We start from the raw sequence: 25,373 nt of genomic DNA on the forward strand, positions 1-25,373 counted from the left end.
ATCATGTTGAACCCTGCTGACACGGCCTTTCTTGAAACCCTAGCGGCAGCCTTGCCCGAAGGGGTGATTTCAGCGGCAGAGCCCCGCTATCTGGCGGAACCGCGCGGACGTGTTACGGGGCAGGCGGGCGGCGTTGCGCGGCCCCGCTCGGCCGAAGACGTCTCGGTGATTTTGGCTGCGTGTAATGCGGCACGTGTTGGGGTGATCCCTTTTGGCGGCGGTACGGGGCTTGTGGTCGCACAGGTGCGGCCGGACGGCCCGCCGGTTCTGGTACTGTCGTTGGAGCGGATGCGGGCGGTGCGCGCCGTGCATCCGTCCGAAAACGTGATGGTGGTTGAGGCAGGTGCCACGCTGGCCGAGGTGCAGGCAGCGGCTGAGGAGGCGGGGCGGCTCTTTCCGCTCTCGCTGGCCAGTCAGGGCAGCGCGCATATCGGCGGCAATCTGGCGACCAATGCGGGCGGGGTCAATGTGCTGCGCTATGGCAATACGCGTGATCTGTGCTTGGGGCTAGAGGCGGTTTTGCCCGATGGCACGATCTGGCACGGGCTGAAACGCTTGCGCAAGGACAACACCGGATATGATCTGCGCAATCTTTTGATCGGGGCAGAAGGGACGCTGGGTGTTATTACCGCAGCCAGTCTGAAGCTGTCCCCGATACCAGCGGCGATAGGCACGGCGCTGATGGTGGTGCCAAGCCCTGCTGCGGCGCTGGAATTGCTGGCGCTGGCGCAATCGCGGCTTGGCGGGCTGGTGTCTGCGTTTGAGCTGATCTCTGGCATGGGTCTGTCATTTCTGGCCGAGACGATGCCCGAGCAACGCCAACCCTTTGCCCAACCGCCAGAGTGGATGGTGCTGATCGATGTGGGCCTGCCTGATGGGCTGGACCCTGATGCAGCCCTTGCCGGATTGTTTGAGGCTGCCGCCGAGGCCGGCCTGGTGCTTGACGGCGTTATCGCACAATCGCAGGCGCAGCGGGCGGAATTCTGGTCGGTGCGCGAAAACATCCCCGAGGGGAACCGCCGGATCGGGTCAATCTCCAGCCATGATATTTCCCTGCCTTTGGGCGAGGTGGCGGGGTTTATTGCCGCGGGGGCACCGGCGCTTGCCACGCTGGGGGATTTCCGGATCAATTGTTTTGGCCATCTGGGGGATGGCAACCTGCATTACAATGTCTTCCCCAAAGCGGGAGAGACCCGCGCAGATCATGAAAACAGCCGTGAGGCGATCAAGACTATGGTGCATGATATGGTTCATGCGCGCGGCGGCTCGGTCAGTGCGGAACACGGGATCGGGCGGCTCAAGGTTGAGGATCTGGAGAAATACGGCGATCCGGCCAAACTGGCCGCGATGCGGGCCATAAAGGCCGCGCTTGATCCGATGGGGATTATGAACCCCGGTGCGGTCTTGCGGGAAGCGCTTTGATATTTAAATGCCCTACCGGGGTGAACCGGCAGGGCTGGGGTTAAATGGTCACGTGTTTGCAAGCAGCGACCGGTTTTTCCCGGTTTTTTCAGATTATGCCGAATTCGTTACCAAATAGTTAATGGTATTTCAGAGGCCCTCAAAGGCGCAAAGGGCATGAACCTGCATCCCCATTGCCTCCAGTTTGGCGCGGCCCCCGAGGTCGGGTAGATCGACCACAAAGGCACATCCGACAACCTGCGCACCCAGCCGTTCAATCAGCTTGATCCCGGCCTCGGCGGTACCGCCAGTTGCCAGCAAATCATCGACCAAAAGCACCTTCTCGCCGGGGTGGAAGGCGTCGTCATGCACCTCTATCTCGGCCTCGGCGTATTCCAATGTATAGGCTTGGGAAATGGTGCGCCCCGGCAGTTTGCCCTTTTTGCGCACAGGCACAAAGCCGGTCGAAAGCTGATGCGCCACCGCCCCGCCAAGGATAAAGCCGCGCGCCTCCAGCCCCGCGACCTTGTCGATATCAAGACCCGCATAGGGTGAAAGAAGTTGGTCCACCGCCATCCGAAACCCGCGCGGATCGGCAAAAAGCGTGGTGACGTCGCGAAACAGGACCCCCTCATGCGGGAAATCCTTGATCGTGCGGATATAGTCTTTGACGGCTTTGATCATACATTGCTTTCGGTTGTGAATGGTAGGTCAGAGCATGCGGCCGGCGATAACATCCAGCTTGGCCAGCAAATCAGGATCGCGGGCAGAGGGGGCTGTCATGATCGCATGGTCAAGCGCGCGGTCGCAGCCATGCGGGCAGGGCGCACGATCAGCCCCCAAAAGCGTGGGCAGGCGGGCGATCATATCCTTGGCGTGGCCGGAGTTGGCAGTCAGGGTGGCGATCACCTCGGCCACATCCACCGCGCCGTGATCCTCATGCCAGCAGTCGAAATCGGTGACCATCGCGACAGAGGCATAGCAAAGTTCTGCCTCGCGGGCGAGTTTTGCCTCGGGCATATTGGTCATGCCGATCACATCCGCCCCCCAAGCACGGTAAAGCCGTGATTCCGCCAACGTGGAAAACTGCGGCCCCTCCATCGCCAGATAGGTGCCACCCTGATGCACCTGCACCCCCGTGGCCGCCTGCGCACAGGCCGCCCCCAGGCGGGGACAGGTGGGCTGGGCCACAGAGACATGCGCGACACAGCCGGTGCCGAAAAAGGATTTCTCCCGCGCGAAGGTGCGGTCAATGAACTGATCGACAATCACAAAATCACCGGGCGCGTAATCTTCGCGCAAGGAACCGCAGGCCGAAACCGAGATAACATCGGTGCAGCCCAGCCGTTTGAGCGCATCAATATTGGCGCGGTAGGGCACATCGGTGGGCGACAGCCGGTGCCCGCGACCGTGGCGCGGTAAAAACGCCATTGGCACCCCGTCCAGCCGTCCCACAAGGATCTGATCCGAGGGCGCGCCCCAAGGAGTTTTCACCTTGACCCATGACGCCCCCTCCAGCCCTGCAATCTCATAAAGGCCAGAGCCGCCGATAACACCGATCATGGTTTCCATGCTTGCCGCTCCTTTTTGTCCAAGGCTCACGATAGGGCGCAGGCGGCGGGCCTGAAAGGGAAAAATCCATGTTCTGCCATTCGGTCTTGCATATGCTGCGCTTGCGTGTTTCTTGCGCTGGGGGTTCAGCGCAAAGGACGGCATCCTTGTACAAACTGGAACAAGAGACCGAAGCCGACGGGTGGGAGGTAGAGGCGCTATATGATCTGTGCTTTGCACCGGGTCGCACGGCGCTGTCCTCGTACCGTTTGCGGGAAGGGGTGCGCACGATTGCAGCACTCAGTCTGGTTTTGCGCGATGAGGGCGGGGTTCTGGCCGCTGCAATCCGCTATTGGCCGGTCAGGGTCGGGGCGGATGATGTGCTGTTGTTGGGGCCGATCGCCGTTCATCCGACCCGTCAGGGCGAAGGGCTGGGCGCGCTTTTGATGACCGAAAGCCTTGATCTGGCCCGAAACCTGGATTGGGACCGCGTGCTTTTGGTGGGGGATGCGCCCTATTACAACCGATTCGGCTTTACCAAGCTGGAAGGGGTGGTAATGCCGCCGCCCACCAATCCCGACCGTGTCTTGGGCTTGTCGTTGCGGCAAGATGCATGGCGTGGTGTTCAGGGGCAGGTGGAGCGTGCTGCTTGTTTTGCGCCCAACGGCACATTACCTTAAGCGTATGGAACAGGAAATTACCGCCCATCTGCCCGTGCTGCACAACCACGACCCGCTGCCCGAGATTTCGGCGCTGGCGGCGCGACAGCTGCGCGCCGACGGGCCATTGATGCGGGTTATCAACAAGTTTGGCGGCAAGATCGAAGCACAGATGGCGCATCTGCCCGCCGGACTGCGCGGCCAGATCGAAAGCATCACGACCCAAGCCCTGACCCGTGCCGTCAGCCTTGCGCAGCATGGGCGCAACGCGCCGGATTTCGGGCCACGCGGGGCCCCTGCGTTGGCTGCCTTGACGGGGGCAGTTGGTGGGGTAGGCGGGATTGCGACCGCCCTTGCCGAATTGCCGGTGACTGTCACCGTTATCTTGCATGCCATCCTGCGCGCAGCCGAGGCCGAAGGCTTCGACACAAGCTTGCCCGAGGTGCGGGCCGAAGCCCTGCGTGTGCTGACGATGGGCGGGCCGCTGGCGGATGATGACGGGATCAACACCTCATTTATCGGAGCGCGGATCACACTGACGGGCCCCGCCTTGCACAAGCTTTTGGCCAAGATCGTGCCGGGCTTTGCCACAGTTCTGGGCCAGAAACTTGCCGCGCAATCGATTCCGGTTTTGGGTGCGGTTTCGGGGGCGGCGCTGAATACGGCCTTTCTGACGCATTACCGCGAATTGGCTCATATCCGTTTTGGCCTGCTGCGCCTGACTGCATTACACGGGGCGGAACCTGTTCGCACCGCGTTTGAGCAGGAGCTGCGCGCGCAAAAGCGGCTTAAGGCGCGCTGATATTCAGCGCCGGGTTTGCCACAGGCCCGCGCGGGCACCTTCGGTAACGAAAACAGCCAGATGGTACAGCAACCGCGATAGCGCGGCATCCCAAAGGGTATTTCCGTTTTCATCGAGCTGGTTTACCCAGTCGGCGGCATCCGTGGCACTGATGTAGCGCGTGAATATCACCTCGGCGCAGGTCTTGGCCGCGGCCTTTGCATCGGGATCACCGCTCTGGACAAATTGCGCGGCATAGACCTTGCCTGCCTCGGTCAGGGGCCACAAAAGATGCGAGGCCTCGGTCACATTCCCCTTGGCGTCAAGTGCATCATAGGGCGCGCCGCCTAACGGGCCGTGGTGGCGTATACCGTGGGTTTCGACAAAGCGCTGCATCCGGCTGGCCAATGCAAGCGGGGCGGGGTTGCCGCTAAAACCGGCAAAGCGCCGCAACAGCCAGGCCCATTCAAATTGATGTCCCGGCTCGCGCCGCGCGCCATCCACCGTGCGCAATGGCAAAAGATCCGGCGCAACGAATTCACGCACAGCGCCGGTTGCCGCATCAATAAGGTGTCGCTCTGCCAGATCAACAAAGCCCGCAGCACGGTCCAGCCAGACCTGTGCGCGGGTCATCTCATGGCATTGCAAGAGCGCCTCCAGCATATGCATATGCGGGTTTTGCGAGCGTAGCGTGTCACCCTCTGCGCCCCGGTCATCCTCCCATAAGGAGCCGTCCGGCGCGGTCAGATGGTCATGGATAAAGCCCCAGCAGGCGTCGATATCATTCGTGCTGACCAGTGTCGGGTCCGCACGGTGCAATGTCGCCATCGCCAGCAAGACAAAGGCTTGGTCATAGCTACGCCGCAAATGGCCATCCGCCGCCGTGGATTGACGAAAGCCGCCGTCATTGTCGCGCAGCTGCACCAGCATATAGGCATAGACCCGCCGTGCCGCCTGCAGCAGCCCCGGCGTGCCGTTGGTCAAGTGCAGATGCGCCAAGGTGAAAATGATGCGCGCTTGTGTCAGGGTGGTTGCGGGGGCGTCAGGCGCGCCTAAGCTTTCGACCACGGGGGCAGGACCGTCGCCTGCAGGCAAGGCCCGCGCCAGCCAAGCGGGCATGAAGTCTGATGCAAAGCGGTCCGGGCTATGCGCCGAGGCGTTGGTTACTGGCAAGGTCTGCGGTCCTTTCAAGGGCTGGTCAAAGGGGCTCTTGGGCGATCGCTCGGGTCATGCCACGCGCCAGCATGATTTGCAGCCGATCGGTGCAAGCCTGCCGAAAGCTGGGGTTTTCCTTCAAGGCCTTGGGGAACAGATCGGGCAGGCCGATCAGGGCATCGCATATGGCCCCGGCAGTGGTGGCACCCTTCAGCGCGGCGTGAATTTCTGCCGCGCGCGGGTCGCGCAGGTCATAGGGCCGCCCCTGTTCATCAATGCCGGTGCAATAGCGCATCCAAGCGGCTGTCGCAAAAGCAAAGGCATCGATGTCGGTGCCTGCCTCCAGTGCGGGGGCAAAAATCCGTTGTGGCAGTTTTTCGGTGCCATCCATGGCGATTTGATAGGTTTGATGCGCGATAGAGCGGTTGGCAAACCGGGCCAGAAGCGCATGGCGGTAGGCATCCAGATCAATATCCCCCAATGCGCCCAAACCCGCCGCTGCGGCCTTCATGTGACGATCCACCAAGGCGACCAAAGGGGCATCCTGCATCGCATCGCGTACAAATTCATGCCCCGCGATGAAACCGGCATAGGCGATCAGCGAATGCGCCCCGTTCAGCATCCGCAGCTTCATCCGCTCATAGGGGGCGACGTCTTGGACGAAAAGCGCGCCTGCCGCGTCCCATGCGGGGCGACCTTGGGGGAAATTATCCTCTATCACCCATTGGGAAAACGCCTCGCATTCAATGGCGGCGGTATCCGTCACACCAAAGAGATCCTTGATGCGGTCCGCCGTGGCATCGGTTGCCGCAGGGGTGATCCGGTCGACCATGGATGAGGGGAAAGCGACATTGGCTGCGATCCATTCCGCCAGCCCCGCATCAATACGGCGGGCAAAGCCCAGAACACCTGCGCGCAGCAAGGCACCGTTTTCCGGCAGGTTGTCGCAACACAGGATGGCAGGGGCGGGAAGCCCTGCCTTTTGCCGCCGCCGCAAGCCCTCGACCAAAAGCGCCAGAACGCCGTTGGCATGGCGCGGATCCTTCAGGTCGCGGTCAACATCGGGGTGGGCGGGGTCAATATCCATCGCGGCGCGGTCAATGCCATAGGCTTTTTCGGTAACCGTCAGCGTGATCACCCGGATCTCGGGGCGGGCCAGTGCGGCGCGAACCGCTTCGCTATCGCGGGCGGCGGCAAGCGTTTCACCGATTGCGGCGATCACGCGGGTCCGGTCGGTATCGGCCCGCTCGGTCAGGGTGAAAAGCCCGTCTTGGGCGGCCAGCGCGTCAATGATGTCAGTGGAGCGCAGGCTGACACCCAGAATACGCCAATCGCCCCCCTCTGCGGCAAGCGCGTCGTCGGTATAGGCCGCCTGATGCGCACGGTGAAACGCCCCGAGGCCCAGATGCAGGATGCCGATTCCATGTGCCTCTGGATCATAGGCAGGGAGTAGCGATTGCGGCAGGGTGTTAAGGCAAAGCCGCATTACAGGCCCGCCCCGTGTTCCAGCGCCCGCATCACGCCGCGCAATTCAGCCAAGCCCTTCAACCGCCCAATGGCCGGATAACCGGGCTGCGGCTTGCGCGACAGGTCGTCCAGAATATCCTGCCCGTGATCAGGTCGGAACGGGATAGAGCAATCCACGCGCCCCATATCGCGGCGGCGCTTTTCCTCGGCCAGAACGGCTTTGACCAAGGCCACCATATCGGTGTCCCCGCCCAGATGCTCTGCCTCAAAGAAAGAGCAGGGCGTGGTGTCGCTGTCGCGTTTGATGTTGCGCAGATGCAAGAAATGCACGCGGTCGCCCAAGCGCTCCATCATCCCCGGCAAGTCATTGTCGGGCCGCGCCCCCAAAGAGCCGGAACATAAGGTCACCCCATTCGCGGGCAGATCAACCGTATCCAGTATCATGCGGTAATCGGCCTCGGTCGACATCACGCGCGGCAGGCCCATCAGCGGGAATGGAGGATCATCGGGGTGACAACACAGGCGCAGGCCCAGCCTTTCGGCCTCGGGGGCAACCTCGGTCAGGAAATCAATAAGATGTTTGCGCAGGGTGTCGGCGGAGATGTCGGCATATTCGGCAAGATGGGCGCGCACATCCTCAAGGCTGAAACCTTCGGCAGCCCCCGGCAGGCCGAATATGATATTGCCCATCAAAGCATCCCGCCGCGCCTGAGACATTGCGGCAAAACGGGTTTCGGCCTCGGCCGCCACACCTTCGGGAAAGTCATCGGCGGCCCCTTTGCGCCCGAGGATATGGATATCGAAGGCCGCGAAGTCATAAAGGTCAAACCGCATCGCCGTGCCGCCATGACCCACCCGCCATGCAAGATCCGTGCGCGTCCAGTCCAGCACCGGCATGAAGTTATAGCAGATCACCTTGATCCCGGCTTCGGCCAGATTGCGCAGGCTGGCGCGGTAGGCGTCGATATGATTGCGCCACGCGCCTTGCTGCTTTTTGATGTTTTCGGACACCGGCAGGCTTTCGACCACATCCCAACGCAGCCCCGAGGGGCTGCCATCGCGGCGGGTCGCTATTTGGGTCTGGCGAAGTTTGATTTCCTCGGGCGACCAGACCTGTCCGGTAGGGATGTGGTGCAGCGCCGAGACGACACCCTCCACACCCGCTTGCAGCATATCATCAATCGACACCCCGTCAGTCGGGCCGAACCAACGCCAAGTCTGCTGCATCGCCATCTCCATTCCGCTTCATAAAAAAGCTAGCATGGAGTGATGGCGCAAACAAGTATGGTAGTATGCGAGTTCGGGTGGCGCCCTGTTTCCCTGAGATCAGCCAGAGAAGAGGAAGTGCAGGACGTCGCCGTCTTTTACCTCATAAGTCTTGCCCTCGACGCGGAACTTGCCTGCCTCTTTGGCGCCGGCTTCGCCCTTGCCTGCGATATAATCGTCATAGGCGATGGTCTCGGAACGGATAAAGCCTTTTTCAAAGTCACCATGGATGACACCTGCCGCCTGCGGGGCAAGGGTGCCCTTTTTGATGGTCCAGGCGCGGGCCTCTTTCGGGCCGATGGTGAAATAGGTCTGAAGCCCCAAGAGGTCATAGCCCGCGCGGATAAGACGGTCCAGACCGGCCTCTTCCAGCCCCATTTCGCCCAGAAACATCTCTGCTTCCTCGGCGTCAAGCTGGCTGATCTCTTCCTCAATGCGGGCGGATATCACAACCATGCCAGCGCCTTGCTTGGTGGCCATTTCCGCCACGCGTGCCGATTGGGAATTGCCATTCGCGGCCGAGGATTCCTCAACATTACAGACGAACAGCACGGGTTTGGAGGTCAAAAGCTGCAAAAGCCGCCAGTTGCGCGCGTCATCCTCAGTCACCTCGACCGAACGGGCGGGCTTGCCCTCTTCCAGCGCCACCTGCGCCAGTTTTAGCAAACGCACCTGATCGCCCGCATCCTTGTCGCCGCCCTTGATCTTGCGCGCGAGGTTGGCCAGACGGCGCTCAATCGATTCCAGATCGGACAGCATCAGCTCGGTCTCGATGGTTTCGGCATCGGCAACGGGGTCGATCTTGCCCTCGACATGGGTGATGTCATCATCTTCAAAGCAGCGCAAAACATGGGCGATGGCGTCACATTCGCGAATGTTGGCCAAAAACTGGTTGCCCAACCCCTCACCCTTGGAGGCACCGCGCACAAGGCCCGCAATATCGACAAAGGTCATCCGTGTCGGGATGATCGCCTTGGAGCCTGCAATCGCGGCCAGCTTTTCCAGTCGCGCATCTGGCACAGCCACATCGCCGACGTTCGGCTCAATCGTGCAGAACGGAAAGTTCGCCGCCTGTGCTGCGGCCGTACGCGTCAATGCGTTGAACAAGGTAGACTTGCCCACATTCGGCAGCCCGACAATCCCCATGCGAAAGCCCATGATCTTCTCTCCATCCGTTTCACCGCCCTCATAGGCCGAAACACGGGTTATCTGCAAGCGGGCAGGGCTTCTTGTGCCGAAACAGCGCCGAGGGCCATTGATTTTCGCGCCGCCTTTGGGCAAACCTTGGCGCAACATATATAAGGACGCCAGAATGACCCGGATCGATCAGAAATTTGCCGAACTGAAAGCTGCGGGCAAGAAGGCTTTTGTCTCTTATATTATGGCGGGGGACCCGGATGTGGAAACCTCGCTTGCGGTGATGAAGGGTTTGCCGGGCGCGGGTGTGGATATCATTGAGATCGGCCTGCCCTTTACCGATCCGATGGCCGATGGCCCCACGATCCAGCTTGCCGGTCAACGTGCGCTGGAAGGCGGCATGACGCTGGACAAGACGTTGGCGATGGTTACTGATTTCCGCAAGGGCGATGATACCACCCCGATTGTGCTGATGGGCTATTACAACCCGATCTATTCGCGCGGCGTGGATCTGTTCCTAACCCAAGCGAAAACCGCCGGCATTGATGGGCTGATCATCGTCGACCTGCCACCCGAGGAAGACAGCGAGTTGTGCATCCCTGCGCAAAAGGCGGGCTTGAATTTCATTCGTCTGGCAACGCCGACCACCGATAACAAGCGTTTGCCAAAGGTGCTGCAAAACACCTCTGGCTTTGTGTATTATGTTTCGATCACCGGGATCACGGGGGCCGCGGCGCCCGAGCCTGCCGATGTTGCCCCCGAGGTGGCGCGCATCAAATCGCAAACCGATCTGCCCGTGATCGTGGGCTTTGGCATCTCTACGCCCGAGGCCGCCGAGGGCATTGCAGGCATCGCAGATGGTTGTGTTGTGGGTTCAGCCATCGTCAAAGACATCGCCGAGGGCATGCCCGTGGCAGAGGTGCTGGACCGTGTGGCCAAGCTTGCCGCCGGCGCCCATCGCGGCTGAAGATTTTCACCAAGGAACCGTCCCATGACCGCAGACATCAGCCCCTCGGGTTCCTCCGTCGCTGAGGCAGAGGCCTTTATGGCCGCGCACCCCGAGGTGGAGGCGATTGATCTTGTGCTGCATGACGCCAATGGGGTCGGGCGCGGCAAGATCATCCGCCGGCATGAATTGCTGGGGTTTTACAAGTCGGGCCGTCATGTGCCGATTTCGGTGCTGGCCTTGGATATCTGCGGCGAGGATGTGCATGAAACCGGATTGATCTGGGATCAGGGAGATGGCGATTTGCGCGCGTGGCCGGTGCCGGGCACGTTGGTGCCCTTGCATGGCACCAAGCCAGCGCGGGCCGAGGTGTTCATGTCCATGTACGGGCTGGACGGCAGCCCGATGAGCTCTGATCCGCGTCATGCCTTGCAACGGCAGGTGGATGCGCTGGCCGCCGAGGGGCTTTTCCCCGCAGGCGCGTTCGAGCTGGAGTTTTTTCTGTTGGCAAACGAGCGCGGGCCGGATGGCAAGGTGCAGCCCGCGCGCGATGTGCTGGACGGGCGCGCCGCCAGCGCCAAGACCGAGGTCTATTCGGTCGATCATTTGCACGGCATGTTGCCGCTGTTTTCCGATATTTATGCGGGGGCTGCCGCCGCCGGTATCAATGCGGAAACCGTGATTTCGGAATTTGCGCCGGGGCAGTATGAGCTGACGCTGGATTACCGCACCGATGTGATGCAAGCCGCCGATGACCTGATCCGGTTGAAACGGATCGTGCGCGCGCAGGCCCGCGCACATGGGGTGACGGCCTGTTTCATGGCCAAGCCGGTGCAGCAATATGCGGGCTCTGGCATGCATTTTCACGTCTCGATGCTGGATAGCGACGGCAATAACGTCTTTGTCGAAGCTGTCGAAGGGAAATGGTCCGACACCATTCTGCACAGCATCGGCGGGTTGCGCAGCACAATGGCGGAATCCATGCTGGTGTTTGCGCCGCATGCGAATTCATGGCGGCGGTTTGTCGGGCAATCCTATGCACCTGTCAGCCCTTCTTGGGGGGTGAACAACCGTTCGGTGGCCTTGCGTATCCCTGCGGGCGACATAAAGGCGCGACGGATTGAGCATCGTCCCGCGGGCGTGGATGCCAACCCATATCTGGTTGCGGCCACCGTCTTGGCGGGCATTCGCACGGGGCTTGCAAACCAGATCGATGCGGGGCCGCAAACCACCGGCAACGGCTATGACGGGGCAGAGGTCGGCGATATGCCGGTTGACTGGCGCGGCGCGATAGATGCCGCGCGCGCGTCAACATTTTTGCGGGATGCCTTGGGCGTGGATATGCACCGCACCTTTGTGGCGATCAAAGCGGCCGAATATGCCCGCGTTGCCAGCACCATTTCCGAGGTGGATTTCGAGCTTTACCTGCACACAGTCTAGGTGGCCTGATCCAGATAGTCGCCATAGCCCTCGGCCTCCATCTGCGCTTTGGGGATAAACCGCAAGCTGGCAGAGTTGATGCAATAACGCAGCCCGCCCATATCGGGCGGCCCGTCATTGAATACATGGCCCAAATGGCTGTCGGCATGGGCAGAACGTACCTCGACCCGCGTCATGCCGTGGGTCTGGTCGCGCAGCTCGCCGACATTCGCAGGCTCGACCGGTTTGGCAAAGGCAGGCCAGCCGCAGCCGGATTTGAATTTGGCGGCGGATGCAAAAAGCGGCTCCCCCGAGACGACATCAACATAGATCCCCGGCGCGTAGTGATCGTCATATTCGCCGGTATAGGGCCGCTCGGTGCCGCTTTGCTGGGTTACGCGGAATTGTTCTGGCGTCAGGCGGTCAAGCGCCTCTTTGGTTTTGTGGTAGGTCATTGCGTCCTCCTTTTGGGCTTGAATGCTTATTTGGGGGCGATCACGCCGGAAAGCAACTTGTGGACGAAAATCTTGTAGGGGTGTGGCACGCTCGGGGCTTTGAAATGGGGGCAAATCATGCGAAGGATTACGGCATTATCGGTGCCGCAAAACAGGGCGCGCAAAAATCTTTGGGGGGATGAAGCATGATCAATCGCAGAACGTTGCTGGGTGCGGCCTTGATCGGGGCGATGGCAAGCACGGCCACCGCGCAAGAGGTCACCTTGCGCTTGCATCAATTTTTGCCCACGCAATCGGTTGTGCCAAGGGATATTCTGGACGTCTGGGCCGATAATGTGGAGCGTGACAGCGCAGGCCGTATTAAGATCGACCGCTTTCCCTCGATGCAACTGGGCGGCACCCCGCCCGAGCTGATGGACCAAGCGATTGACGGTGTGGCCGATATTATCTGGACGGCGGTTGGCTATACCCCGGGGCGCTTTCCGTCTACCGAGGTGTTTGAGCTGCCGTTTATGGTGACCGATACCCACGCAGCCTCGGCCGCCTATTGGCAGTTGTTTGAGCGTCACATGAAAGAGACCGAGTTCAAGGATGTTCACGTGTTGGGCACATGGGTGCATGGGCCGGGGGTGTTTCACACCGCCGATCCGGTAGAGGTTCCAAGCGATCTGCGCGGCATGAAAATTCGCGGCGCATCGCGGATGATCAATACCATGCTGGAAAGTCTGGGCGCGACCCCCGTGGGGATGCCCGTGCCCGCCGTGCCCGAGGCGCTTTCAAAGGGCGTGATTGATGGCACCACCGTTCCATGGGAGGTAACGGGCGCGCTGAAAGTGGCAGAACTTGTTGAAAACCATACCGAGTTTGAAGGTGCCGCCCCCTATACGCTGGCCTTTATTCTGGCGATGAACAAAGGCGTCTATGAGGGGCTTTCGCCAGATTTGCAGGCGGTGATCGACCGCAATTCCGGTCTTGAGTTTTCGATTTTTGCGGGCATCACCCATGCGGCGGCAGATGCCCCCTCGCGGCAGATCGCGGTTGATCTGGGCAATTCGATCGTCACTATTCCGGCAAGCGATGTCGCGGCGGACTGGCTGCCCTTGGTGGCGCCGATCTATGCCGCTTGGGTTGCCGAAATGGCGGAAAAAGGTATCGACGGGCAGGCGCTGATAGACGAGGCACGCGCCTTGATGGCTGCCTACAAGCCGGCCGATTGATGCATGCTGTCGTTCTGTCCTTGTCGCGGGGCTTTGCTTATTTGGGCGGGCTGGTGCTGGCGGCGTTGATCGTGATGATCTGCGCCTCGGTGCTGGGGCGGGCGGTGGCGGACGCCGCGCATGCGATGTTGGCGGCGGGATGGTTTCCGGTCGTGGCGCAAGCTGTGCTGGATGCAGGAATTGGGGCCATAAAGGGTGATTTTGAGTTGGTGGAGGCGGGGATTGCCTTTGCCATTTTTGCCTTTCTGCCCTTGTGCCACATAACGGGCGGCCATGCTGCCGTGGATGTGTTTACCCGCCGTTTGCCGCCGCGCGCAGATCGGGCCTTACGCGCAATAACCGAAAGCGTTTTTGCGGCTGTTTTGGTGTTGATCGCCGTGCAATTGGGTGCAGGCGCGCAAAGCAAATGGCACTCGGGGCAGACGACGTTTTTGCTGCAATTTCCGCTGTGGTGGGCTTATGGGCTGTCGCTTGTCGCGGCCTTGGTTGCTGCCCTGGTCGCGACCTATATGGCGGTCATGCGGCTGGTTGAGATGTGGCTGGGACGAGACATCCTACCGGAGGCGGCATGAGCGATCTGGCAATCGGGCTTTGGTCTTTTCCGGCCCTTCTGGTGCTGATTTTCATGCGGGTGCCGATTGGACTGGCGATGTTTCTGGCCGGTCTGGCGGGTTTGATGCTGGTGGGGGGCGGGCCTGTGGTGCCGCTGGCACGGCTGAAATCCGAAACCTTCACCACATTTTCCAGCTATTCGCTCTCGATTGTGCCGATGTTCCTGCTGATGGGACAGTTTGCAACTTTGGGCGGCATGTCACAGGCGCTGTTCAAGGCCGCGGAAAGCTGGCTTGGGCATCGGCGAGGCGGGGTGGCGATGGCGGCCATCGGGGCTTGTGCAGGCTTTGGCGCGATCTGCGGGTCGTCGCTTGCCACGGCGGCAACGATGGGCCGCGTTGCCCTGCCCGAGATGCGCGCCTACGGCTATTCCGGCGGGTTCTCAACTGCGACCCTCGCCGCAGGGGGAACCTTGGGGATACTTATTCCGCCGTCCGTGGTGCTGGTAATTTATGCCATCCTGACCGAGCAAAACATAGCCAAGCTTTTTGTGGCAGCGGCCCTTCCGGGGCTGTTGGCAGCACTGGGATATATGCTGGTAATCGGGGTGTATGTGCGGCTTTATCCGGCCTCGGCGGGGGTGCGCCGCGCCGTGCCTTATGCCGCGCGCTTTGCCGCTTTGGCCAAAGTGTGGCCGGTGCTGGCGGTGTTTGGCGTGGTCGTTGGCGGGATCTATGGCGGGCTGTTCACTCCGACCGAGGGTGCAGCCGTTGGCGCATTGGGCACCGGTTTGATTGCATGGGCCAATGGCGGGCTGACGCGCGCAACGCTGGCCGGCAGCTTTTACGCCACGGCGAAATCTTCGGCGATGATCTTTTTCATTGTGTTGGGGGCTGCGTTTTACAACGGGTTTCTGGCGATGACCCAAGTCCCGCAAGAGGTGGCCCTTTGGGTTTCAGGCCAAGGGTTTAGCCCCTGGTTGGTGTTGATCTTGATTTTGGTCTTTTACCTGTTTTTGGGCTGTTTGATGGATAGCCTCTCGATGATCTTGCTAACCATCCCGATCTTTTGGCCGGTGGTGCAAGGGCTTGATTTTGGCATGGTCAGCATGGCCGATTTGCACGCTGCCCGCGCGTGGGAGGCATTGGCCAAAGGTGCCCCGCTTGCCCCGGATATGCTTGACGCGGTCCATACGGCGTTGGCCCAAGGCGCGGAGCTTTCGCGCGAACAAATCCGCGCGCTGGGGGTGCGCGGGGTCAATCAAGGCGCGCTGGCACGGATCAACATTGAACAAACCGCGATCTGGTTCGGGATCTTGGTGCTGATCGTGGTGGAGGTGGGCTTGATCACCCCGCCTGTGGGCATGAACCTTTTCATCATTAATACGATGGACCGCAAAACCCCGATGGGTGACACCTATAAGGCGGTTTTGTTCTTTGTCGCTTCGGATTTGATCCGCGTGGCGTTGCTGCTGGCCTTTCCCGCGATCACATTATTCTTGGTGGGCTGGTAGGCGCGATTTTCTGGCCTTAAATTGAGGTGTGATCTGGACCTATTCGCCCGCAGCAAAGCCTGTGACCATAGGCGCTAATACTTCGAACCGCATTTTTCAAAGGTGTCCCATGGAAAGCATGACCCGTAGCAACGATATGTCCGATGTGGTGGAGGCTGACCGCGCCCATATCTGGCACCATCTGACGCAACACAAACCGTTTGAGACGACCGATCCCCGGATCATTGTGGAGGGCAAGGGCCTGCGGGTTTGGGATGCCAAAGGCACGGAACTTTTGGACGCTGTCTCGGGCGGTGTCTGGACGGTCAACGTCGGCTATGGCCGTGAGAGCATTGCCCGCGCGATCTACGATCAAGTGTTGAAGATGAACTTTTACGGCGCGTCGGCGGGCTCTGTTCCAGGTGCGCAATTTGCCGAGCGGTTGATCGAGAAGATGCCGGGGATGAGCAGGGTTTACTATGCCACCTCGGGATCAGAGGCCAATGAGAAAGCCTTTAAAATGATCCGCCAAATTTCGGCGCGTCATCACGGCGGCAAGAAATACAAGATCCTGTACCGCAATCGCGATTATCACGGATCGACGCTTGCCACGATGTCGGCCGGTGGCCAGAATGAGCGTAACGCCCAATATGGCCCCTTTGCACCGGGGTTTGTCGAGGTGCCGCATTGCTGTGAATACCGCAAACAGTGGGATGGTGAGGATTACGGCATCCGCGCCGCCAATGCGATTGAGGAAGTGATCTTGCGTGAAGGCCCCGATACGGTCGGCGGCCTGTGCCTTGAGCCGGTAACAGCGGGCGGCGGCGTGATTACCCCCCCAGCGGGCTATTGGGAGCGCGTGCAAGAGATCTGTCAGAAGTACAACATCTTGCTGCATATCGATGAAGTAGTCTGCGGGATGGGCCGGACAGGCACGTGGTTTGGTTATCAAAACTACGGCATCAAGCCGGATTTCGTGACCTTGGCAAAGGGTGTGGCCTCGGGATATGCCGCGATTTCTTGCATGATTACCAATGAGAAGGTGTTTGAGCAGTTCAAGGACGATCCCAGCGACCCGATGTCTTATTTCCGCGATATTTCGACCTATGGCGGTTGTACGGCGGGGCCTGCGGCGGCGCTTGAAAACCTGCGGATTCTTGAGGACGAGGACCTGTTGGCCAATACCGTGAATATGGAAGCGCGGTTGATGGGCAATTTGCACAACCTGATGGACAAGCATCGGGTGATCGGGGATGTGCGCGGCAAGGGCCTGTTCTGTGGTGCCGAGCTGGTCGCGGACCGCGACACCAAAGAGCCTGCCGATGAAAAGCGGGTTGCCGCCGTGGTTGCCGAATGTGCCGCCCAAGGCGTGTTGATCGGTATGACCAACCGCAGCCTGACGGGATTGAACAATACGCTGTGCCTGTCTCCGGCCCTGATCGCCAATGCGGATGATATCGACCAGATTACCCATGCGATTGATAAAGCCTTGACCAAGGTATTTTCCTAAACGCAGCAGTTGAGCGTCATGACGACAGCCCGAGAAGCCTTAGGTGGTTTCTCGGGCTTTGTTCTGTGGCTTGACAAATCGGTATGGGTGGCGCGCAAATAGGTCCAGTTGCATTGTGATATGAGGCCAGAATGGCGATCCCACCCGAAACGTTTTTCCTGCCCGCCAATCTGCAAGGCAGCTTGCAGCAACGCATCCGCCAGTTGGTTGCCCAAGGGATCGTCGAGGGGCGGTTCCGGGCAGGCGAAAAGATGCCCTCTAGCCGCGGTCTGGCGACCCATTTGGGGGTAAGCCGGATTACGGTAACGCTGGCCTATGCCGAGCTGGTGGCCTCGGACTATCTGACATCGCGAGGGCGGTCGGGATATTTCGTATCGTCAAGCGCGCCCCTCCAGCCAGAGTTTGAGCCGCGCCCGCAAGCTGCCGCCGATCAGGTGGATTATGCCATCCGCACCGGCGCGCGGTTTTCGGGAACAGAGATGCTTAAACGCCCCCCCGATTGGGCAAGCTTTCGCTTTCCCTTCATCTATGGGCAGGCCGATGCAAGTTTGTTTGACCATCAAAACTGGCGGCAATGTGCATTGCGGGCCTTGGGCAAGCGCGATTTTGAGGCGTTGACCAGCGATTACTACGACCGTGATGATCCTTTGCTGATCGAATACATCCTGCGCAACATCCTGCCACGGCGCGGGATAGAGGCGAGTTCGGGGCAGGTGTTGTTGACGATGGGCGCCCAGAATGCGCTTTGGTTGGCGGGGCAGGTCTTGACCGGGCCGGGGGTGCGCACGGTGTTGGAAAACCCAAGCTATCCCAGCCTGCGCGGGATATTGGCGCAAACCGGCGGCGTGGTGGATTGGGTGGATGTTGACAGCGACGGCCTGCCACCCGAAGCGCTGCCAAAAGACGTTGATGTGGTCTTTACCACCGCCAGCCACCATTGTCCGACCAATGCCACGATGCCGATGGCGCGCAGGCGGGCGCTGTTGGATGCGGCAAGCGCTCAGGATTTCGTGATCGTAGAGGATGACTACGAGTTTGAGATGTCCTTTCTCAAGGCGGTCTCGCCCGCGCTCAAGTCCCTCGACCGGGAAGGGCGGGTGATCTATGTGGGGTCATTCTCCAAGTCGATTTTTCCGGGGCTGCGTTTGGGGTATATTGTGGCCCCCGAAGGCCTCATCCGTGAGGCGCGCGCCCTGCGCGCCCTGACCCTGCGCCATCCGCCGGGGCATATTCAACGTACGGCGGCGTATTTCCTGTCATTGGGGCATTATGATGCGCTGGTCAACCGGATGAAACAGGCCTTCAAACGTCGCCGTCTGGCAATGGCCGAGGCGATTGAGGCGGCGGGCCTTTGTGTAGCAGGGCAGGGTGGTGTGGGCGGCTCCAGCTTTTGGATGGCGGCCCCCGAGGGGGTTGATACCGAAATTCTAGCGCGAGATTTACATCAAGAGGGGGTGTTGATCGAACCGGGCCGCGTGTTCTTTGACCCTGCGAATGCGCCGCGCAACTATTACCGATTGGCCTATTCGACCATTCCTGTCGGGCGGATTGCGGAGGGGATCGAACGGATCGGGGTGGCTATTGCAAGGGCTGTGTGACTTGTTCCAAGTCAAGGCGGCACGAATAAGCGCCTGATAATCTATACATGTATTTTATGCCGGAGGCCAAAATGACCCGTCTTATGATGATTCTCTTTTCGATAATCTCGACCACGCTTATGGGGGTTGGCATGATCGTGGCCTTGGTCACGGGCTATGACACGCTGAATCCGCTTTTGGTGGCGATTGCAATCGGCTTTGTGGCGGCCTTTCCGGCAAGCTGGTTGGTTGCGAAACAAATCACCGGCTAGGGCGCGGTCAGGCGAATTGTTCGCGCAAAAGCCGTTCTTCCAGCCCGTGGCCCTCATCAAACAAGATGCGGTGGCGGATGGCGGGTTGGCTGCGGATCTCTACGGCAAGCACACCGGGGACTGACATGCTGTCGGCATCGGCGCGTACTGGGCGCTTTTCGGGCTCCAACACATCAAAGCGCACGACGGCGGCCTTGGGCAGTAGCGCGCCGCGCCAGCGGCGGGGGCGAAAGGCGGCGATCGCGGTTAGGGCCAGAACCTCGGCACCGATGGGCACGATAGGGCCGTGCGCTGAAAGGTTATAGGCCGTGGACCCTGCCGGCGTGGAGACTAGCGCGCCGTCGCAAACCAGTTCCTCCATCCGCACACGCCCATCGACAGAGATGCGCAGCTTGGCCGCTTGCGGGCCTGTGCGCAGCATGCTGACCTCATTGATCGCCAAGCCATGTGCCACACCGCCGCTGATGGTTTCGGCGCGCATGGCCAACGGGTTCAACACCTCCTCACCCGCCTCGGCCAGCCGGTCGGGCAGGTCATCTTCGGCATAGGTGTTCATCAAAAAGCCGATGGTGCCGCAATTCATTCCGTACACCGGAATATCCAGCTTTTGCGTTTGATGCAGGGTTTGCAGCATGAAACCATCCCCCCCGAGGGCGACGATATGGCTGGCCTCCTCGGGCGTGTGGTTGCCATAGCGGGCGGTGAGGGTGTGAAGGGCTGTTTGCGCGGCGTCAGCCTCGCTGGCCAGAAATGCGATACGTAGCGGCACTTGTTCCCTTTCCACGGGTCAGCACAGATGCCGACCTTTTGGCGTAGCTTGGGCCATCGGGGGGGGCAGTTTCAACCCCCGGCCGGATGCTATGGGGGCAAAACTTAATGCACTCGGGTCGTTAAGTCGCTCAAAGCGGGTATTGGGGCGGATTCTTGGCTTTCTCCGGCAGGCAAGCTGCACTAAACAATAGGCAATCAATATCACCGCCCTGAACAGGAGACGCATATGAATGCCCCCGTTACCTCCGCGACTACAAGCAAAGGCTTCTTTACCGAAAGCCTTGCCAGCCGTGATCCGGCGCTTTTCGGTTCCATCACGGATGAGCTGGGCCGCCAGCGCAACGAGATTGAGCTGATCGCCTCGGAGAACATCGTCTCGCGCGCTGTGATGGAGGCGCAAGGCTCGGTGATGACCAACAAATACGCCGAGGGCTATCCGGGCCGTCGCTATTACGGCGGGTGCCAATTTGTCGACGTGGCTGAAAATTTGGCGATTGACCGCGCCAAGGAACTCTTTGGTTGCGATTTTGCCAATGTGCAGCCCAATTCCGGCTCACAGGCCAACCAAGGCGTGTTTACCGCGCTGATCAAGCCCGGTGATACCATTTTGGGCATGTCGCTGGATGCGGGCGGGCATTTGACCCATGGTGCGGCGCCGAACCAGTCGGGCAAGTGGTTTAACGCGGTGCAATACGGCGTGCTGCAAGACAGCCTGCTGCCCGATTACGACCAGATTGAGGCCTTGGCGCTGGAGCATAAGCCCGCGCTGATCATCGCGGGCGGCTCGGCCATTCCGCGTATTCTGGACTTTGCCCGTTTCCGTGCGATTGCCGATAAGGTCGGGGCCTATTTCATGGTGGACATGGCGCATTTCGCGGGGATGGTGGCCTCGGGCCATTACCCAAGCCCGTTCCCACATGCGCATGTGGCCACGACGACCACGCATAAAACTCTGCGCGGTCCGCGCGGCGGGATGATCGTGACCAATGACGCGACGATTGCGAAAAAGGTCAACTCTGCGATTTTCCCCGGCATTCAGGGTGGTCCTCTGATGCATGTGATCGCGGCCAAGGCCGTTGCCTTTGGCGAGGCACTGCGCCCGGACTTCAAAGAGTATCAGGCACAGGTGATCAAAAACGCGCAGGCGCTGGCAGATCAGCTGATGAAAGGCGGGCTTGGCACCGTGACCGGCGGCACCGATACGCATTTGATGCTGGTCGATTTGCGCCCCAAAGGCGTGAAGGGCAATGCCACCGAAAAGGCTTTGGGCCGTGCGCATATCACTTGCAACAAGAACGGTATCCCGTTTGATACTGAAAAGCCGACCATCACCTCGGGCATCCGGCTTGGATCGCCCGCAGGCACGACCCGTGGCTTTGGCGAGGCAGAGTTCCGCCAGATCGGTGACTGGATCGTAGAAGTGGTCGACGGTCTGGCCGCCAATGGCGAAGAGGGCAACGCCGCGATCGAGGCTGCCGTCAAAGCCAAGGTAGAGGCGCTTTGTGCCCGTTTCCCGATCTATCCTGATCTGTGATGATTTGGGGCGCGGCAGCAATGTCGCGCCCTTATTCTTGCTACAAGAACCCCCGCCACATCAGCACTGCAATCAGCACAGCCACCACCGCAAGCAGGCTGAACAAGATTGACGTGGATATGCCCAACAGCATCCCGCGCAACCGATGCCCGCGGTTCAGCGCGCTTAGATATTTCACACAAATATCGTAATTCGCGGCAACGCTTTCCTCATCTATCTGCAAAAGAAGTTTTGGGTTTTGGGCCTGATGTGCGGCCTCGGCAAGGGCGAGGGCGGCTTTGTGTTCCCGACGTGGCAGGCGGCGGCCTGCGCGGGCCAGTTTTTCTTCCAGATCCTGACCTTTGACGTGCATGCGTTCGGTCATCAACACCGAAATCCGTTCTGCCAATTGCCGCGTTGTGACCGCACTCATGTTATGCACCTTTTGGTTTCGTCAAAGCTTATGCGCGCGCGCTGTGCTGTTCAACTGCACTGGCACAGCCTTGGGTGCTGGTCTATATACAAGCCTATGCTGAACATAATCTTACACCCCGCCCAATCGCCCTCTAAGCTGCCGCCTTTGCTGATTGTGCACGGGCTGTTCGGATCTGCGCGCAATTGGGGTGTGATCGCACGGCGAATGGCGGCCGATCGTGAGGTGCTGGCCGTGGATATGCGCAACCACGGCGAAAGCCCTTGGATGCCCAGCCATAGCTATGCCGATATGGCCGCTGATCTGGCCGAGGTGATCGCTGCGCATGGCGGGCGGATGGATGTAATGGGGCATTCGATGGGGGGCAAGGCCGCGATGCAGCTTGCCCTGACGCATGGCGATATGGTGGATCGGTTGATTGTGGCCGATATCGCGCCGGTCGCCTATTCCCATGATCAGAGCCTGCATATCCGGGCCATGCGCGCGCTGGACCTGACCGGCCTTACCGCCCGGTCAGAGGCGGATCGGCGACTGGCGGCCCATATGGATGATCCGTCCTTGCGCGCATTTTTCCTGCAATCGCTGGACCTCAAGGCGGACCCTGTGCGCTGGCGGCTTAATCTGGATGTGCTGGAGGCAGAGATGGCCAAGATTACCGGTTGGCCGGGCACCACGGGCCGGTTTGATGGCGCGGCCCTGTTTCTGGCGGGCGGAGACAGCACCTATATCCTGCCTGAGCATCGCCCAGCCATCCGCGACCTCTTTCCTGCGGCCCGTTTTGCAAAGATCCCCAATGTCGGCCATTGGCTCCACGCCGAAAAGCCGCGAGAGTTCGAGGAAACGATGCGGATCTTTCTGGCCCGTTAATTGGGCTGATCGGCCTTGGCCCATTGTTCCAGCTTGCGGTAAAGCGTGGAGGGGGACACATCCAGCACCCGCGCGGCCCGTGGCACTGATCCCGCGTGAAGCTCGAGCGTTGCCTCGATGATGCGGCGTTCAACTTCGGCCAGCGGAAGGCCCATCAACTCTGTCAAACCTACCCCAGGTTCGGGGGCGGCTTGGGGGGGCGGCACATGGGTTCTGGCGGCGATATCATCGGGCAGCATATAGGGCTGCACCTCGGTCCCATCATAAAGCACGGCCACATTGCGCATGACGTTCAGCACTTGCCGCACGTTTCCGGGCCAGGTCATTTCGCGAAACATGCTGCGCACCTGGGGCGAAAGGCTGGTAAAGGCGCGGCCTTCCTCGGCGGCAAAGCGTTGGAGGGCGGTTTCCGCAACCTCGATGACGTCCTCGCCGCGATCGCGCAGCGGGGGCATATGGATCGGGATCACATAAAGCCGGTAGTAAAGATCTTCGCGGAACTCGCCCCGGCGCACGGCCTCGGCGGGGTCGCGGTTGGTGGCGCAGACGATCCGCACGTTGACCTTGCGCGGCCGTGTCGCGCCCACTGGCTGCACAGTGGATGTTTGCAAGAACCGCAGCAGCTTGGTTTGCAGGGCGGGCAGCATTTCGCAGACCTCGTCCAGAAACAATGTGCCGCCATCGGCCGCCGCCGCCGCCCCCAGCTTGTCCGAAACTGCCCCGGTGAATGAGCCTTTAAGATGGCCGAAGACTTCGGATTCCAAAAGATCCGCCGGTATAGCGCCGCAGTTCAACGCGATGAAGGGGCCTTGTTTGCGCGGAGAGTTCTGATGAACGGCAAGGGCGCAAAGCTCTTTGCCGGTGCCGCTTTCGCCGGTGATAAAGACCGTCGCCATGCTTTGGGCCACCGATTCGATCTTGTCGTGAACCTGCGCCATCACGGTCGAGGAGCCGATAAAGGCACCTTCGGGCAAATCGTTAGGTTGGCGCATAATGGTGCGTGGCTGGATCGGTGCAGTTGTTGTATCGCGCAAGGCATTGTCGACACTGGACAGGAAGCGCCCCTCTTCGATGGGTTTGACCAAAAACTCATGGGCGCCGGCGCGCATCGCCTCTACGGCCTTGTTTATGGTTCCGTTCGCGGTGATGACGATGACAATGACATTGGCTTGCCGTGCCAGCATATCCTGCATCAAGTCCAGCCCATCACGATCCGGCAAGGTCAGGTCCAAAAGCACGATGCTGGGCTTTTCACTGTTAAAAAGGGCCAGACCTTCGGCGGCGGTGGCGGCGCAAACCACGCGGTGGCCAGCATTGATCAATATGGTGCGATACACCATTTGCAACGAGATCGTATCCTCGATCAGCAGAATTGGGGCGCTACCACCGGCGCTTGCTTTGCCGCGGGCGGAGGGCGCTTTGGGGCGCGAGGTCATGAAGAGGCCCGATGTTGCTGTTGGATGAAGTCGATAAAGCTGAGCAAGTCGGTAACGCCCTGTATTATATCTGTTTTCTGGATTTCTATTTGGGCTCGGTCAGAGGCATTTGCCGCATGGTTGAAGTCACGGGCTTTGGCCTCCAGATCCGATGCGCCTGCCGTTCCGGCGAGGGCGATCAAGGTATGGGATGCCGCGCGCAGGGCTTTCCAGTCAAAGGCTGGCAAGGCCTTGGCCAGTTTGTCTTGTACATCGGCGAGGTCGGCGTGGAACTGTGCGACCAGCTCTGCCGCGGCCACGGGGCCTGCGATATCAAGCAAATGCAGGAATGCGCCTGATTGGACAGGGGCCATTGCCCCCATGCGCATCGCCGCAATCAGATCGTCAGCCGAGGTGATCGGCTTGGCCAGAACCAGATCGGCACCGGCCGTTTTGGCCCTTGTGCTGAATGCATCAGAGCGGTGGGCCGTCAGGATCGCAATGCGGGGGCGATGGGGCCGCTTGACCAGCTCGGCACAAATCTGGAGCCCGGACTTTCCCGGCAGCTCCTGATCCAGCAGCACAAGGTCGAAGGTGTCTGTATTCAGCATCGCCATAGCGGCCTGCCCGTCTTGGGCAACGGTGACAAGCGCCCCGCATTGCGCCAATATCTGTTCCAGAAACATGGCCTGAGAGGTGCTATCTTCCGCAATCAACACGCGCTCGCCTTCGAGCGGGGTTGGCCGTGCGGCGGTACCTATTGGCTGGTCGGCCAAGACGGTCACCGGCAGATGGAACTCTGCCAGCCCCCCTCCGCAAGCGGGATTGCGAAGGGCGATGCGCGCGCGGATACGCTGTGCGAGGCTTTGGACGATCCGCAGGCCAAGGCCGTGCCCCGCAGCGCTTTGCCAGAGAGGAAGGGCGCTTTCGCTATTGGTCGGGCGCGATTGTGTCAGCGTTTCGGGGAAGCCGGGGCCGTGGTCCCTGACGGTGAAAAGCAATTGGGTCGGGCTGGGATGGCTGATTTCTACGGTAACCGGCTGCCCACCCGAATGTGTTACGGCATTGCTGATCAGGTTGGACAGAATCCGTTCCACCGCGGCGCGGTCACAGATCACGGTTCCGGGCAGATCCGGCTGGATGTTGATCACAACCGCGACCCGCGAATCGTCGTCATAGGTCCAACGGCGTGCAACGCTTTCGATCAGCTTGGCGAGCACCACAGGCTTGGGCCGCGGCTGGGCCGGGGCCTGGGTCAGCAACGTGGTCATCCCGTCCTCGAACAGGCGCGCCAGCCCCTTGCTGGCGGCACGCGTGCGATAGAGTTGCTGGCGATCTTTTAGCGTAAGCCCTTGGTCATCAATCAGGGACAGCCCGGCGAGGATGTCGGCGATTGCAGATTGAATATCATGTCCCAGAAGGGCCATCTCTTCTGTCATCGGATCGCCGTCGGGGCCTGGTCGGTTAATCATTGTTTTGCAAACCCTTACGCGCCCCAATCTACGGTTGAATTCGGG

The 25,373-nt window shown here is 60.4% G+C and carries 24 protein-coding genes; 13 read left to right on the forward strand and 11 right to left on the reverse strand.

The window, feature by feature from the left end; translation table 11 throughout:
* The first annotated feature begins 3 nt into the window (after positions 1–3).
* Entirely contained in the window at positions 4–1,422 is a 1,419-nt protein-coding gene (locus EOK75_RS19845; RefSeq protein ID WP_137195715.1) for an FAD-binding oxidoreductase, read from the forward strand.
* Positions 1,423–1,551: 129 nt separating this feature from the next.
* On the opposite strand, the gene EOK75_RS19850 is transcribed toward EOK75_RS19845, so the two are convergent.
* On the reverse strand, positions 1,552–2,085 hold the full coding sequence (locus EOK75_RS19850) for an adenine phosphoribosyltransferase (protein WP_137195716.1): 534 nt from the start codon (positions 2,083–2,085) through the stop codon (positions 1,552–1,554).
* 27 nt (positions 2,086–2,112) lie between these two features.
* Entirely contained in the window at positions 2,113–2,973 is an 861-nt protein-coding gene (locus tag EOK75_RS19855; RefSeq protein WP_137195717.1) for an S-methyl-5'-thioadenosine phosphorylase, read from the reverse strand.
* A gap of 146 nt (positions 2,974–3,119) precedes the next feature.
* On the opposite strand from EOK75_RS19855, the gene EOK75_RS19860 reads away from it, so the two are divergent.
* Both EOK75_RS19860 and EOK75_RS19865 read left to right on the forward strand, forming a co-directional pair.
* On the forward strand, positions 3,120–3,632 hold the full coding sequence (locus EOK75_RS19860) for a GNAT family N-acetyltransferase (protein WP_137195718.1): 513 nt from the start codon (positions 3,120–3,122) through the stop codon (positions 3,630–3,632).
* Positions 3,595–4,413 carry an EcsC family protein gene (locus tag EOK75_RS19865; protein ID WP_240794101.1) on the forward strand — a complete coding sequence of 273 codons (819 nt, stop codon included), beginning with the start codon at positions 3,595–3,597 and terminating at the stop codon, positions 4,411–4,413. The genes EOK75_RS19860 and EOK75_RS19865 overlap by 38 nt, the downstream gene beginning before the upstream one ends.
* A 3-nt stretch (positions 4,414–4,416) precedes the next feature.
* Here EOK75_RS19865 and EOK75_RS19870 read toward each other — a convergent pair whose 3' ends face one another.
* The 4 genes from EOK75_RS19870 to ychF form a co-directional block, all read right to left on the reverse strand.
* Positions 4,417–5,565, reverse strand: a complete 1,149-nt coding sequence (locus EOK75_RS19870; RefSeq protein ID WP_137195720.1) for an AGE family epimerase/isomerase — start codon at positions 5,563–5,565, stop codon at positions 4,417–4,419.
* A 25-nt stretch (positions 5,566–5,590) separates the two neighbouring features.
* Positions 5,591–7,033 (reverse strand): mannitol dehydrogenase family protein, encoded by a 1,443-nt coding sequence (locus EOK75_RS19875; protein ID WP_137195721.1) that lies wholly within the window; start codon positions 7,031–7,033, stop codon positions 5,591–5,593.
* On the reverse strand, positions 7,033–8,241 hold the full coding sequence (gene uxuA / locus EOK75_RS19880; protein ID WP_137195722.1) for a mannonate dehydratase: 1,209 nt from the start codon (positions 8,239–8,241) through the stop codon (positions 7,033–7,035). The genes EOK75_RS19875 and uxuA overlap by 1 nt, the downstream gene beginning before the upstream one ends.
* A gap of 99 nt (positions 8,242–8,340) precedes the next feature.
* The gene (gene ychF / locus EOK75_RS19885; RefSeq protein WP_137195884.1) at positions 8,341–9,438 is read right to left on the reverse strand and encodes a redox-regulated ATPase YchF; all 1,098 of its coding nucleotides are present in this window, start codon (positions 9,436–9,438) and stop codon (positions 8,341–8,343) included.
* Between the two features lie 154 nt (positions 9,439–9,592).
* Between ychF and trpA the strand changes: the two genes are divergently transcribed.
* Positions 9,593–10,384, forward strand: coding sequence for a tryptophan synthase subunit alpha (trpA, locus tag EOK75_RS19890; protein ID WP_137195723.1), 792 nt, complete (start codon positions 9,593–9,595; stop codon positions 10,382–10,384).
* A gap of 24 nt (positions 10,385–10,408) precedes the next feature.
* Positions 10,409–11,803 (forward strand): glutamine synthetase family protein, encoded by a 1,395-nt coding sequence (locus EOK75_RS19895; protein ID WP_137195724.1) that lies wholly within the window; start codon positions 10,409–10,411, stop codon positions 11,801–11,803.
* Here EOK75_RS19895 and msrB read toward each other — a convergent pair.
* Positions 11,800–12,237 carry a peptide-methionine (R)-S-oxide reductase MsrB gene (msrB, locus tag EOK75_RS19900; protein ID WP_137195725.1) on the reverse strand — a complete coding sequence of 146 codons (438 nt, stop codon included), beginning with the start codon at positions 12,235–12,237 and terminating at the stop codon, positions 11,800–11,802. The two genes, EOK75_RS19895 and msrB, sit on opposite strands and share 4 nt — an antisense overlap.
* Positions 12,238–12,422: 185 nt before the next feature.
* Here msrB and EOK75_RS19905 point away from each other — a divergent pair, with 185 nt between their 5' ends.
* The 6 genes from EOK75_RS19905 to EOK75_RS19930 all read left to right on the forward strand — a co-directional run bounded on the left by EOK75_RS19905 (position 12,423) and on the right by EOK75_RS19930 (position 18,857).
* Positions 12,423–13,454: a TRAP transporter substrate-binding protein gene (locus tag EOK75_RS19905; RefSeq protein WP_137195726.1), complete on the forward strand. Its 1,032-nt coding sequence runs from the start codon at positions 12,423–12,425 to the stop codon at positions 13,452–13,454.
* Entirely contained in the window at positions 13,454–14,026 is a 573-nt protein-coding gene (locus EOK75_RS19910) for a TRAP transporter small permease (RefSeq protein WP_137195727.1), read from the forward strand. Before EOK75_RS19905 ends, EOK75_RS19910 begins: the two co-directional genes overlap by 1 nt.
* A complete protein-coding gene (locus EOK75_RS19915) occupies positions 14,023–15,519 on the forward strand; it encodes a TRAP transporter large permease (protein WP_137195728.1) in 1,497 nt (498 codons plus the stop codon). Before EOK75_RS19910 ends, EOK75_RS19915 begins: the two co-directional genes overlap by 4 nt.
* Before the next feature lie 118 nt (positions 15,520–15,637).
* Positions 15,638–17,008, forward strand: a complete 1,371-nt coding sequence (locus EOK75_RS19920) for an aminotransferase family protein (RefSeq protein WP_420821940.1) — start codon at positions 15,638–15,640, stop codon at positions 17,006–17,008.
* Between the two features lie 131 nt (positions 17,009–17,139).
* Entirely contained in the window at positions 17,140–18,606 is a 1,467-nt protein-coding gene (gene pdxR / locus EOK75_RS19925; RefSeq protein ID WP_137195730.1) for a MocR-like pyridoxine biosynthesis transcription factor PdxR, read from the forward strand.
* Between the two features lie 71 nt (positions 18,607–18,677).
* Positions 18,678–18,857 carry a CTP synthetase gene (locus tag EOK75_RS19930; RefSeq protein WP_137195731.1) on the forward strand — a complete coding sequence of 60 codons (180 nt, stop codon included), beginning with the start codon at positions 18,678–18,680 and terminating at the stop codon, positions 18,855–18,857.
* Positions 18,858–18,864: 7 nt separating this feature from the next.
* On the opposite strand, the gene EOK75_RS19935 is transcribed toward EOK75_RS19930, so the two are convergent.
* Positions 18,865–19,626, reverse strand: coding sequence for an NAD kinase (locus EOK75_RS19935; RefSeq protein WP_137195732.1), 762 nt, complete (start codon positions 19,624–19,626; stop codon positions 18,865–18,867).
* Positions 19,627–19,854: 228 nt separating this feature from the next.
* Between EOK75_RS19935 and glyA the strand changes: the two genes are divergently transcribed.
* Positions 19,855–21,162, forward strand: coding sequence for a serine hydroxymethyltransferase (glyA, locus tag EOK75_RS19940; protein ID WP_137195733.1), 1,308 nt, complete (start codon positions 19,855–19,857; stop codon positions 21,160–21,162).
* 40 nt (positions 21,163–21,202) lie between these two features.
* Here the strand turns inward: glyA and EOK75_RS19945 are convergent, their stop codons facing one another.
* Positions 21,203–21,574, reverse strand: coding sequence for a hypothetical protein (locus tag EOK75_RS19945; RefSeq protein WP_137195734.1), 372 nt, complete (start codon positions 21,572–21,574; stop codon positions 21,203–21,205).
* 96 nt (positions 21,575–21,670) lie between these two features.
* On the opposite strand from EOK75_RS19945, the gene EOK75_RS19950 reads away from it, so the two are divergent.
* Positions 21,671–22,441, forward strand: a complete 771-nt coding sequence (locus EOK75_RS19950; RefSeq protein ID WP_137195735.1) for an alpha/beta fold hydrolase — start codon at positions 21,671–21,673, stop codon at positions 22,439–22,441.
* On the opposite strand, the gene EOK75_RS19955 is transcribed toward EOK75_RS19950, so the two are convergent.
* Positions 22,438–23,877, reverse strand: a complete 1,440-nt coding sequence (locus tag EOK75_RS19955; protein WP_137195736.1) for a sigma-54-dependent transcriptional regulator — start codon at positions 23,875–23,877, stop codon at positions 22,438–22,440. The two genes, EOK75_RS19950 and EOK75_RS19955, sit on opposite strands and share 4 nt — an antisense overlap.
* Positions 23,874–25,328: a hybrid sensor histidine kinase/response regulator gene (locus EOK75_RS19960; RefSeq protein WP_137195737.1), complete on the reverse strand. Its 1,455-nt coding sequence runs from the start codon at positions 25,326–25,328 to the stop codon at positions 23,874–23,876. Before EOK75_RS19960 ends, EOK75_RS19955 begins: the two co-directional genes overlap by 4 nt.
* Positions 25,329–25,373: the final 45 nt, after the last annotated feature.

Origin of the sequence: Pseudorhodobacter turbinis (assembly GCF_005234135.1) — a bacterium.
Classification (GTDB): domain Bacteria; phylum Pseudomonadota; class Alphaproteobacteria; order Rhodobacterales; family Rhodobacteraceae; genus Pseudorhodobacter; species Pseudorhodobacter turbinis.

Bases quoted from the DNA above. Each gene is read 5' to 3' on its own strand.
- EOK75_RS19845 (WP_137195715.1), top strand. From the start codon at position 4: ATGTTGAACCCTGCTGACACGGCCTTTCTTGAAACCCTAGCGGCAGCC.
- EOK75_RS19850 (WP_137195716.1), bottom strand. From the start codon at position 2,085: ATGATCAAAGCCGTCAAAGACTATATCCGCACGATCAAGGATTTCCCG.
- EOK75_RS19855 (WP_137195717.1), bottom strand. From the start codon at position 2,973: ATGGAAACCATGATCGGTGTTATCGGCGGCTCTGGCCTTTATGAGATT.
- EOK75_RS19875 (WP_137195721.1), bottom strand. From the start codon at position 7,033: ATGCGGCTTTGCCTTAACACCCTGCCGCAATCGCTACTCCCTGCCTAT.
- uxuA (WP_137195722.1), bottom strand. From the start codon at position 8,241: ATGCAGCAGACTTGGCGTTGGTTCGGCCCGACTGACGGGGTGTCGATT.
- ychF (WP_137195884.1), bottom strand. From the start codon at position 9,438: ATGGGCTTTCGCATGGGGATTGTCGGGCTGCCGAATGTGGGCAAGTCT.
- trpA (WP_137195723.1), top strand. From the start codon at position 9,593: ATGACCCGGATCGATCAGAAATTTGCCGAACTGAAAGCTGCGGGCAAG.
- EOK75_RS19895 (WP_137195724.1), top strand. From the start codon at position 10,409: ATGACCGCAGACATCAGCCCCTCGGGTTCCTCCGTCGCTGAGGCAGAG.
- msrB (WP_137195725.1), bottom strand. From the start codon at position 12,237: ATGACCTACCACAAAACCAAAGAGGCGCTTGACCGCCTGACGCCAGAA.
- EOK75_RS19905 (WP_137195726.1), top strand. From the start codon at position 12,423: ATGATCAATCGCAGAACGTTGCTGGGTGCGGCCTTGATCGGGGCGATG.
- EOK75_RS19910 (WP_137195727.1), top strand. From the start codon at position 13,454: ATGCATGCTGTCGTTCTGTCCTTGTCGCGGGGCTTTGCTTATTTGGGC.
- EOK75_RS19915 (WP_137195728.1), top strand. From the start codon at position 14,023: ATGAGCGATCTGGCAATCGGGCTTTGGTCTTTTCCGGCCCTTCTGGTG.
- EOK75_RS19920 (WP_420821940.1), top strand. From the start codon at position 15,638: ATGACCCGTAGCAACGATATGTCCGATGTGGTGGAGGCTGACCGCGCC.
- pdxR (WP_137195730.1), top strand. From the start codon at position 17,140: ATGGCGATCCCACCCGAAACGTTTTTCCTGCCCGCCAATCTGCAAGGC.
- EOK75_RS19930 (WP_137195731.1), top strand. From the start codon at position 18,678: ATGACCCGTCTTATGATGATTCTCTTTTCGATAATCTCGACCACGCTT.
- glyA (WP_137195733.1), top strand. From the start codon at position 19,855: ATGAATGCCCCCGTTACCTCCGCGACTACAAGCAAAGGCTTCTTTACC.
- EOK75_RS19945 (WP_137195734.1), bottom strand. From the start codon at position 21,574: ATGAGTGCGGTCACAACGCGGCAATTGGCAGAACGGATTTCGGTGTTG.
- EOK75_RS19950 (WP_137195735.1), top strand. From the start codon at position 21,671: ATGCTGAACATAATCTTACACCCCGCCCAATCGCCCTCTAAGCTGCCG.
- EOK75_RS19955 (WP_137195736.1), bottom strand. From the start codon at position 23,877: ATGACCTCGCGCCCCAAAGCGCCCTCCGCCCGCGGCAAAGCAAGCGCC.
- EOK75_RS19960 (WP_137195737.1), bottom strand. From the start codon at position 25,328: ATGATTAACCGACCAGGCCCCGACGGCGATCCGATGACAGAAGAGATG.